The following is an 8,072-nucleotide window of genomic DNA, read 5'->3' on the forward strand; positions in this document are numbered from 1 at the left end:
AGCTGCCGCATGGTCAGGTTCGTGCGGTAATAGACGGCCACCAACAGCACCCGATCCGCCAACGGCAGGCATCACGGACGGCCGCCGCCGGGACCGTTCCCGCCTCGTTCACGCACCACCTTCAGCAGCCCATCAAACTGCCGCATCCGCAGCCCCGAGAACGTCTCCACCCACACCCGCTCAGCCCTCAACACCCCAGCCATACACAGGAAATGCCCAGATCAGAGCCTTCTGCAACAGCCTTTAGGGGCTGTCCGGCGGATCAAAGGTTGAGTTGACTGGGCGCGTCAGGAGAGCCGTGCCTCAGCTGCAATATCGCCTGGTGAGCGATCTGGCATGCCTGCCATGATCGGCTTCATGGGCACGGATATCCATGGATTCATTGAGGTCAGGAACAGCTACATCGACAGCTCGGAGCCCGACGACGACGAGTTGTTCTTCCGCTGGCACCCCGCGATGGCCCTGAATCACGTCTATAACAGCCGGTCCTACGAAGCCTTCGGCTGTCTGTTCGGCGTCCGAGGACGGTCTTTCGAGCCGCTCGCCGCGCAACGTGGCTTCCCGCGAGACGCCTCACGTGCTGTAACGCGCGCCTTCGAGTGGGAACGGGAGGACTCGCACAGCCCGTCGTGGATCAGCTGGGCCGAATTGGAAGGTGCAGATTGGGAGAGTACGGGATCATTCGGAGGGCCGTCCGAGCCCAAGACACTCCTCACCCGACGCCAGGTGGTGCGTGATGAGGAGTGGGGTGACGTGTGGTCGGTGATGACCGTGCTTGCCAAAAGGCACAGTGCGGAGAACGTCCGCCTGGTGGTCTGGTTCGATAACTAGGCTGGCTCGACGGATCATGGACGGAGCCAGAGTCGGATTGTCGCGACAGTGACGGTGCCGTGGAAGACGTAGGCCCGTTTGTCGTATCTCGTGGCGACGGCCCGGGAGTTCTTGAGGGCGTTGATCGTTCGCTCGACTTCGTTGCGGCGCTTGTAGATCGTCTTGTCGAAGCCGGTGGGCCGGCCGCCCTGGCTGCCACGGCGCTTGCGGTTGGCCCGCTGGTCTTTCGGCTCGGGGATGGTGTGCTTGATCTGGCGTCTTCGCAGGTAGCGGCGGTTTCGGCGGGATGAGTACGCCTTGTCGCCGCTGAGGTGGTCGGGTCGGGTGCGGGGACGGCCGCCGTCCTGGCGGGCGACCCGGACACGATCCATGACCGGGATGAGCTGTGGGGCATCGCCCCACTGACCCGGCGTGAGCAGGAATGCGAGTGGTCGCCTGCCTCCCTCGCCGGCGAGGTGGATTTTGCAGGTCAGTCCGCCCCGGGAGCGTCCGAGTCCCTCATCGGGGCGGTGCTGCCGGGGCGTGCGTCTTTTCCCGGCACTCGCGGCGGCTTCTTGCGCGCTCCGGCGGCGTGTTGGTGGGCGCGGCACGAGGTCGAATCCACGCTCACCATCGACCAGTCGATGCGGCCGTCCGCGTCCGCATCGGCCAGGACGGCAGCCAAGATCTTGTCCCAGGTGCCGTCCGCCGACCAGCGTCTGTGCCGCTCGTAGATGGTCTTCCACGGACCGAAACGTGCAGGCAGATCCCGCCACGGAACCCCGGTACGTTCCCGAAACAGAATCCCGTTGATCACCCTGCGATGGCTCGCCCAACGCCCGCCGCGCTGTCCGGCCTTGGGTAGATGGGGCTTCAGTCGCGCCCACTCATCAGCCGTCAGATCTCCCCGCCCCATGCCCATGCCAACGAGCTGGAGACGCGACAGTCACATGATCCGCCGGACAGGCCCTAGTCGTGCGGCGTCACGGTGGCCGGAGAGAGCCCGGTACACCCGTGATGCGAACAGGGCTGAAACAGCCTTAAGACCAGCGGTGTGGCACCAAGGGTGCCAAGACGTCCCCCAACAGGTCCTGCCCGCGGCCCAGGGGGTCACGCGGGGCGTCCGCGGACACGTCAGCCAGACGCCGGCCGATCGCCGACCGGGCCACCGCTCAAATCCCGCGGCTGGGAGGGCAGCAGTCCGCTGACGGCCGCCCGGCGGGCTCCAGCGTCCGCTCGACCAGACTGATCCAGTCGGTGGCGGCGAGGAACTCCTTCCTGGACAGGTGGGTCCACCAGTGCAGCAGTCCGGTCCAGGACCGGACCCGCTCGAGAGCGATCGTGTAGGCGAAACGCGGAGGCGTGCCGCACTCGTGATGCCGCACCTGCCATCGCACCAGCCGCACACGGCACGAGTCCGGCGGCCCAGGGCCGTAGACGGCATCACGGTGTGCGTCCGATGACACTCACGGCGCTCACGCCCTCTCACCACTCTTGGACCTCACACGTTGCTCACGGCCCGTCGCGCGCGAGATCGCCAAGAGTGAGCAAGTCACCGTGCGAGGTTGATTCCTGTCAGCGCGAAGAGGTCGCCTGCCGAGAGTTCAGCCTGCTCGGAGCGCCAGCACCAGCACGGTGCCCAGGATCAGGCAGCAGCCGGCAGCGAAGGCCGGCCGGGGCCACCGCCAGGACAGGAACGTCGAGGCGGGCAGCGGGGTGAGTTGGCCTTGCGGTGGGCCGCCGTGGGTGCGCCACCAATGCGGGATGAGATCTGTGAGCAGCATCTGCGTGGCACGCGCGTGCGTGCCCTGACCGTAAGCATGGGGCAAACGCATCGAGCGGACGCTGGTGGTGACCATCAGCGAGCAGTCCTTGGCGTCCAGGTAGATGGCGCTCATGTCGCGCCACGCCACGGTGTGCGGCCAAGGTCGGAACACGGTCAACCCGCAAGGGCGTAGCAGAACCGGCCCGTCCTGTCGCACAGTCACAGCGACAGCCACCAGCGGGAAAAGCCACCAGGCCACGTCCCGCGCTGGCTGGTTGAAACACACCAGAAGTGAGACGAAGGACGCCCGAAGGAGCACCTCATTGCGGGCCGGCCACAGCCATGCGCGTACGGCATCGGCATCCGGCGGCATGGGCGCGATCGCGTTCTCGTGCATCCATCAGTCCTTGCTGGTATAGGGCAGCCCGCTCGGCATTGCCGGTCAAGCCCAGGCCCTGCCTGCAACTTGCTCCTTCGGATCCGGAAGATAGTTCACCCCCGAGCCCTGCTCGCGCGCCGAAAGTTGACGATCGCACAGGCTGGTTGACGGGCTCGGTCGCGTGCCCCGTCCCAGGTCTTTCGCGAGGACGACTCGTGGATACGGCTGAGGCCTGCGAGCCGGCAGGCTGAGGCGGTCCGGGTCCGGCCCTGCGCAGGGTGTCGGTTTGCCCAATGCAGGTGAACGAAACCCGTGTTAAGGCCCGGCGTACGGCCGACGAATCGTGCACCCGCAGGTGCACACGGCCGGGGAACGCGTGCACCGAGTCCCTGCCGTGTCGGTGCGGTCGGCCGAGTGCCCAGGCCGCGGCGGCGCGGCGTTCGGCGAGTCTCCAGACCCCTGGCGGACTGCGCCGAACCGCGCCCTTGAGCGAGTCTCCAGATCTACTGGCGGACTGCGCCGATCCTCGATCCGGGATGCCTGCTCCCGGTCACGTCTCAAAGATCCAAGCCGTACATGAAGACCGTCTGAGCACCCGCTGAAAAACCCGCTAGAACCGTATTGATCCGATATAAAGAGGGACCAGACCGTGGCGGATCGCGTCGCCGGCGACATGAGGGCCGGGGCCCTTCCACGGAGGGGGCGGGGCGGCAGCGGGGCGGGGGCGCGCGCGGCGGGCCGCCCCCGCCGGCGCGCCGGGTCCCGCCCATCAGCCCCATGCCGAACACCACCACTCCCAGCAGTAGATGTAGCGTCGCACTCTTCGCTGTCGGGCCAGTTCGTTTGCGTATCTCGGTGGTCTTCATCGCGCCTCCGGGGTGGTGAGCGGTTTGATCAGCAAGACGGCCGCCCCCCGGGCCCAGGTCGGGTACGGCCTGGCGCAGGGATTTGACGGCCTGGACGAGGTCCTTGCCGGGGTCGACGTCTGCTTCGTCGAGGATCCCGGCGACCCAGCGGCGCACTTTCGCGCACTCCGGGGTAGTGGCGTAGTCGTCGACTAGGTGCAGCGCATGCTCAAGACCTGGACAAATGCGGTCGTCAGCGGTGGCAAGGTCCTGCACGATGGCCGCGCGCAGCTGTGCGGTCTCGTTCAGGAACACCACACCGTGGTTCACGCTCTTGTGGGGCTTGCGCCTGGTGGACGCCGTCGGGCTCCGATCGTTGGCAGGGTGGGGAGGCGTCAGCCAATTGCGATGCGGGGCTGGGCTGCCGGGTCGATCCAGCGCATGATCTGCGTCATTGTCGCCTGCGGGACCGAGACACCGCCGGCGGTTGCGCCCTGGCCGTTGACGTGCAGGAAGATGCCGGCGCCCCGGCCGGGCACAGCGGGCCACAGGTTGTAGTCGATCACCAAGGCGTAGCGGTAGGCCGGAGTGTGCCGGATGATCTGCTCGCTGCCCCGCTCCCCTGCTTCGGTGAGGGGGAAACCGCCCTCTGAGGCGCGCCGCATCTGGTTGTAGTAGGCCGACTTGGGGTCCTCCACCCACCAGTGATCCGCAGTGACCTGTGTGTAGGGGACTTTCGTGCCCGGGTTGGCGTTGATGCCGAAGCCCTCGGTGATCGTGTACGTGCCGGTCGGTGTCGTGGAGGTGCCCTGGGTGCGGGTGGCGCCATTGGTGATCCCGTTGGATCCGACCCGGGCCTGGTTGGTGGACAACTGCTGCTTCCAGCCGCTGCTGTTCTTCTGCCAGGCCGTGACCGTGGCGCGGGACCCGGACGCCTTCACCGTGATCACTTGCCGGGAGCTGCCGACTTGCACAGGCACGGGCCAGCTCCGGGCTGCAGTAGGCACGGCGCTGTTCTTCCCGCCAGCGCGGGATGGGCTCTTTGTGGAGTCTGGCGTCTTCTTCGGCGTCTGCGATGGCGCAGCGGCAGACGGTATCCGGGCCATGGTGCTGGAGGTGCTCGGCGCAGCGCTCGCGCTCTCCGAGCTGGAAGGACTTGCGCTCGCAGACGGGGACTGCGATGTGGAAGCAGACGCGGACGGCAGGTCGTCGCCGTTGCTGGCCGCGGAGACGTGCCGGGCGTCCGGGGCATCCGCGTTCGCCACCACGGTGACTGCTGTGGCCACGCCCGCGACGGCCACGGTGGCAATGACCGTCGGTGTCCAGCGCTTCCTGCGGTGCTTCACTTCACATCCTCTCTGACAAGGCAGCAGAAACGTTACTGCACGGAGTATTTCATCCTATTACGGCAGCAAGACGGCAATAACTTCGGGAGCTGCGGAGCAGTGCGGGCGGCGGGCAGCATGCCCCAATCGGGTGAGCGGACGGCGCGCCGATGGCGTCATCACCGGCTGAGGCAGAGGTGGTTGGGGACCCTGACAGGCGTACGAGTGAGCGGTTACCGTCGTTCCTGCTCGTCGCCTGCCGGGACTGCGGCAGCGGGCACTGCTGACCGCCGTCCCGGTCCTGGATTCCTGGGGCGGCGCATCCTCCCCGACGCCGCCCCGGACTCCTCTTCACCCTCTTTCGGTAGGTGCTTCCTGCTGCCGTTACGACCGGCGCGGGTAGGTTCTGTCACTTTGGTTTCCGCACGAGCGGACGGTGAGGGCGACCAATCGTCTCAACGCGCACGCCGGAAGCCGGGGAGCGGGCCATGCCGGAACGCACCGGTGGGGCCCCTTCTATGGTTTGACTGCCACACCGGCGGACTGCTCGCCGGGCAGCGCCTGAGCCGGGCAGATGTTCAATACCCGCTGCATCGCTTCCCGTTCTGCCGCCGTGACCCACAGCTCGTATTTCGTCTTCACCGCGATCTGCCGCGCCACGTACGTACACCGGTACGACTTGTTCGCAGGCAGCCACGATGCCGCGTCGGCATCCGACTTCTGCTGATTGGCCGGTCCGTCCGCCGCAATCAGATTCAGCGGATCATTCGCGAGGGCCTCGCGCTGGGGCTGGCTGATCTGCTGAGCGCCCTTTTGCCACGCATCGGACAACGCGACGACGTGATCGATCTGCACGGCCATCGACGTGGTGCGGCCGCGTACGAAGTCGATGCGCTTTCCGGTGTATGGATCAGCAGGCAGGGTGCCGGCCGCCACGACACACGCCGAACCGTCCTTGCCCGTCACGTTCACCAGGTCGCGGCGCAGGATGTCGTTACGGGTATCGCAGCCGTTGCGGCTACCGGGAGCAGTGGTCGAGTCGGACCAGGCCGGGCCGAACTTTCCGGTGCGTACGTAGCCGGTCTTCGGCGCACGGCCCTTCACCGGCAGCGCGTTCAGAGCGGCGAGTGCGCTGCCCGGCTTCGCCGCAGTCCCGCCTGTGGATGCTGTGCTGGCCGGTTTCGCATCGGCGCTCGTACCGCCGTCGAATTCACAGCCGGTCGCCGCGAGCGCGACGAGGAGCATGACAGCTGCGGTACGACGGGCGGTACGCAGGCGTGAAGGGTGCTGCACCGGGTGAAACCTTCCAGGACTGTTGGGGGGCAGGAGACGGGCGGCGCCGGTCCTCACGTCTGCTGGGCCGCGGCGGTGGTCAGGCGAGCGGAGAGCCTTCGCGCGCGGCGCTTGGCGCGTTCGGCGCGGCGGTACAAGGCGAAGCGCTCTTCCCCGTTCAGCCCGGCCCGGATCCCGAAACGGGAGGATGCCAAGCGGGTCCCTTCGGTGGCCAGCGCATCGTCCAGGCACACAGCCTGGACCGGACACACGCCGCACAAACGACGCGCCTCGACCGCCGCGACGCCGTTGGCATCCGCGTCGAAGGGAAACCACAACTCCGGATCCCGACCCGCGCATACCGCCCAATCCCGCCAGCTGCTCCCGCCCGCCTGTGCCGGTACGGTGCGCCCGTGGGCTTCCGGACAACCGCACGCGGCGCCCGGCCTCGCACATTGGCCGGCAGGCCCCGCTCCTGCGCCGACGAGCGGACCGCGACCGGGTCCGGGCCCGTAACTGGAGCAGCCGGCCACTCGCCGCTGGTCTTCTTCAGCCGCCCGGCGACCGCCAGATGCGCGGATCACACGCTCAACCATCGCAGACTCCATCCTCTCGGTGGTGGGGCAGCGGGGCCGAACAACTTGCCTTGGCCCGATGAGTAGTTCGGTGCTACGCCCGCAACGACGTGGTCACGGACCCGGCCATCGCGCCCGGCTCGGCAGGCCGCTGCCGGTTTCACGGCATGGTGTGTGCATAGGGAGGACGGGCAGGGCCGCGGTCAGGGCAGATACGGCCCCGCCCACCCTCACTTACTGGGAGAGCGGGACCGCGCGGTGATGACGCGGTCGGCCCCGTTGTGCCTCAAGCGTTGAATACGGGGCAGGCGTGCCGGCCGAGCCCGACGTCACCGAGCTGCAGGTCCAGCTGCGAGGAGACCGCGGCCAACGAGTACTGGCGGCGCCAAACCCTCCCCGCTGGTCGCGGCCAGACTCACGCCCCCTGTCGAACCGTCGGGGTCGTTGATGTGGGGCAGAGACGCGGCGACCGGAGCAATCGCATAGCCGCCCGCACTCCGCTACCCGCCCGGACGCACTGGCGCCGGACCTGGGCCGGTGGAGTTCGTACCTTGACCGGACGGGCCCTCACCCGAACCACCAGCACTGGTGCCGAACTTGGTACCCGAACCAGTAGCAGGGTCAGGCTTCAGATCTTCGCCCTTCACCTGGGCTATGCAGCAGACGCTGCGGGCCATCGACAGCGACGACGGGACGATCGCCGAGTCGGAGATGATCGTCGGCCTCGATGACGACCTGGCCTTCTGATCCAGTTCATCCGCGCAGCGGTCAAGTTCCGGGTGTCCAGCTGGATGATTCGGACAATCGATGCAGCCTGTCAACCTTCATCAGATGACTGTCCACCTTCGTTGCCTCATGTAATCCATTGCGAGAAGCAATTCCTGATGTTGCGTCACATTGTTGCAACGGCGAACTGAAGTGGATCCGCTGCGCGCGGTCCTCCACCTCGCTGCCCGAACCACACCTCAGGCTCGATGAATACGGCCTGGCGTCATCAGGAGATTCACATGAAAGTCACTCACGTTGCTCAGCGTCGATTGGTCACCAGTGCCATTCTCGTTGCCCTGACAGCCGGCGGTGCGGCTACTCTTGCGCCGATCG

The 8,072-nt window shown here is 67.1% G+C and carries 9 protein-coding genes and 1 pseudogene; 2 read left to right on the plus strand and 8 right to left on the minus strand.

Features of this window, described 5'->3' with window-relative positions:
* Positions 1-203 (minus strand): annotated as a pseudogene (locus JAO81_RS43235) (IS5/IS1182 family transposase); the annotation flags it as partial.
* Positions 204-345: 142 nt separating this feature from the next.
* Here JAO81_RS43235 and JAO81_RS41005 point away from each other — a divergent pair.
* Positions 346-831 (plus strand): hypothetical protein, encoded by a 486-nt coding sequence (locus tag JAO81_RS41005; protein WP_233416633.1) that lies wholly within the window; start codon positions 346-348, stop codon positions 829-831.
* Between the two features lie 14 nt (positions 832-845).
* On the opposite strand, the gene JAO81_RS41010 is transcribed toward JAO81_RS41005, so the two are convergent.
* From JAO81_RS41010 to JAO81_RS41030, 5 genes are all read right to left on the minus strand, one after another.
* Positions 846-1,726, minus strand: a protein-coding gene (locus JAO81_RS41010; protein ID WP_199553114.1) for an IS5 family transposase whose coding sequence is annotated in 2 segments (ribosomal slippage) — positions 846-1,363 and positions 1,363-1,726 — 882 coding nt in all. Because the reading frame shifts where the segments join, the coding sequence is not laid out codon by codon here.
* A 256-nt stretch (positions 1,727-1,982) separates the two neighbouring features.
* On the minus strand, positions 1,983-2,195 hold the full coding sequence (locus tag JAO81_RS41015; protein WP_199553109.1) for a hypothetical protein: 213 nt from the start codon (positions 2,193-2,195) through the stop codon (positions 1,983-1,985).
* Between the two features lie 219 nt (positions 2,196-2,414).
* Positions 2,415-2,972: a hypothetical protein gene (locus JAO81_RS41020; protein ID WP_199553110.1), complete on the minus strand. Its 558-nt coding sequence runs from the start codon at positions 2,970-2,972 to the stop codon at positions 2,415-2,417.
* 539 nt (positions 2,973-3,511) lie between these two features.
* Positions 3,512-4,129 (minus strand): hypothetical protein, encoded by a 618-nt coding sequence (locus JAO81_RS41025; protein WP_199553111.1) that lies wholly within the window; start codon positions 4,127-4,129, stop codon positions 3,512-3,514.
* A 65-nt stretch (positions 4,130-4,194) separates the two neighbouring features.
* On the minus strand, positions 4,195-4,779 hold the full coding sequence (locus JAO81_RS41030) for a L,D-transpeptidase family protein (RefSeq protein ID WP_307814219.1): 585 nt from the start codon (positions 4,777-4,779) through the stop codon (positions 4,195-4,197).
* A gap of 64 nt (positions 4,780-4,843) precedes the next feature.
* On the opposite strand from JAO81_RS41030, the gene JAO81_RS43240 reads away from it, so the two are divergent.
* Positions 4,844-5,161 carry a hypothetical protein gene (locus JAO81_RS43240; RefSeq protein ID WP_233416635.1) on the plus strand — a complete coding sequence of 106 codons (318 nt, stop codon included), beginning with the start codon at positions 4,844-4,846 and terminating at the stop codon, positions 5,159-5,161.
* A gap of 479 nt (positions 5,162-5,640) precedes the next feature.
* Here the strand turns inward: JAO81_RS43240 and JAO81_RS41035 are convergent, their stop codons facing one another.
* Positions 5,641-6,369, minus strand: a complete 729-nt coding sequence (locus JAO81_RS41035; protein ID WP_199553112.1) for an HNH endonuclease family protein — start codon at positions 6,367-6,369, stop codon at positions 5,641-5,643.
* A gap of 101 nt (positions 6,370-6,470) precedes the next feature.
* Entirely contained in the window at positions 6,471-7,004 is a 534-nt protein-coding gene (locus tag JAO81_RS43535) for a WhiB family transcriptional regulator (protein WP_307814221.1), read from the minus strand.
* Between the last annotated feature and the right edge of the window lie 1,068 nt (positions 7,005-8,072).

The organism is Streptomyces sp. N35 (assembly GCF_016464295.1).
In the GTDB taxonomy this organism is placed as follows: domain Bacteria; phylum Actinomycetota; class Actinomycetes; order Streptomycetales; family Streptomycetaceae; genus Streptomyces.

Bases quoted from the DNA above. Each gene is read 5' to 3' on its own strand.
- JAO81_RS41005 (WP_233416633.1), top strand. From the start codon at position 346: ATGATCGGCTTCATGGGCACGGATATCCATGGATTCATTGAGGTCAGG.
- JAO81_RS41020 (WP_199553110.1), bottom strand. From the start codon at position 2,972: ATGCACGAGAACGCGATCGCGCCCATGCCGCCGGATGCCGATGCCGTA.
- JAO81_RS41035 (WP_199553112.1), bottom strand. From the start codon at position 6,369: ATGCTCCTCGTCGCGCTCGCGGCGACCGGCTGTGAATTCGACGGCGGT.
- JAO81_RS43535 (WP_307814221.1), bottom strand. From the start codon at position 7,004: ATGGAGTCTGCGATGGTTGAGCGTGTGATCCGCGCATCTGGCGGTCGC.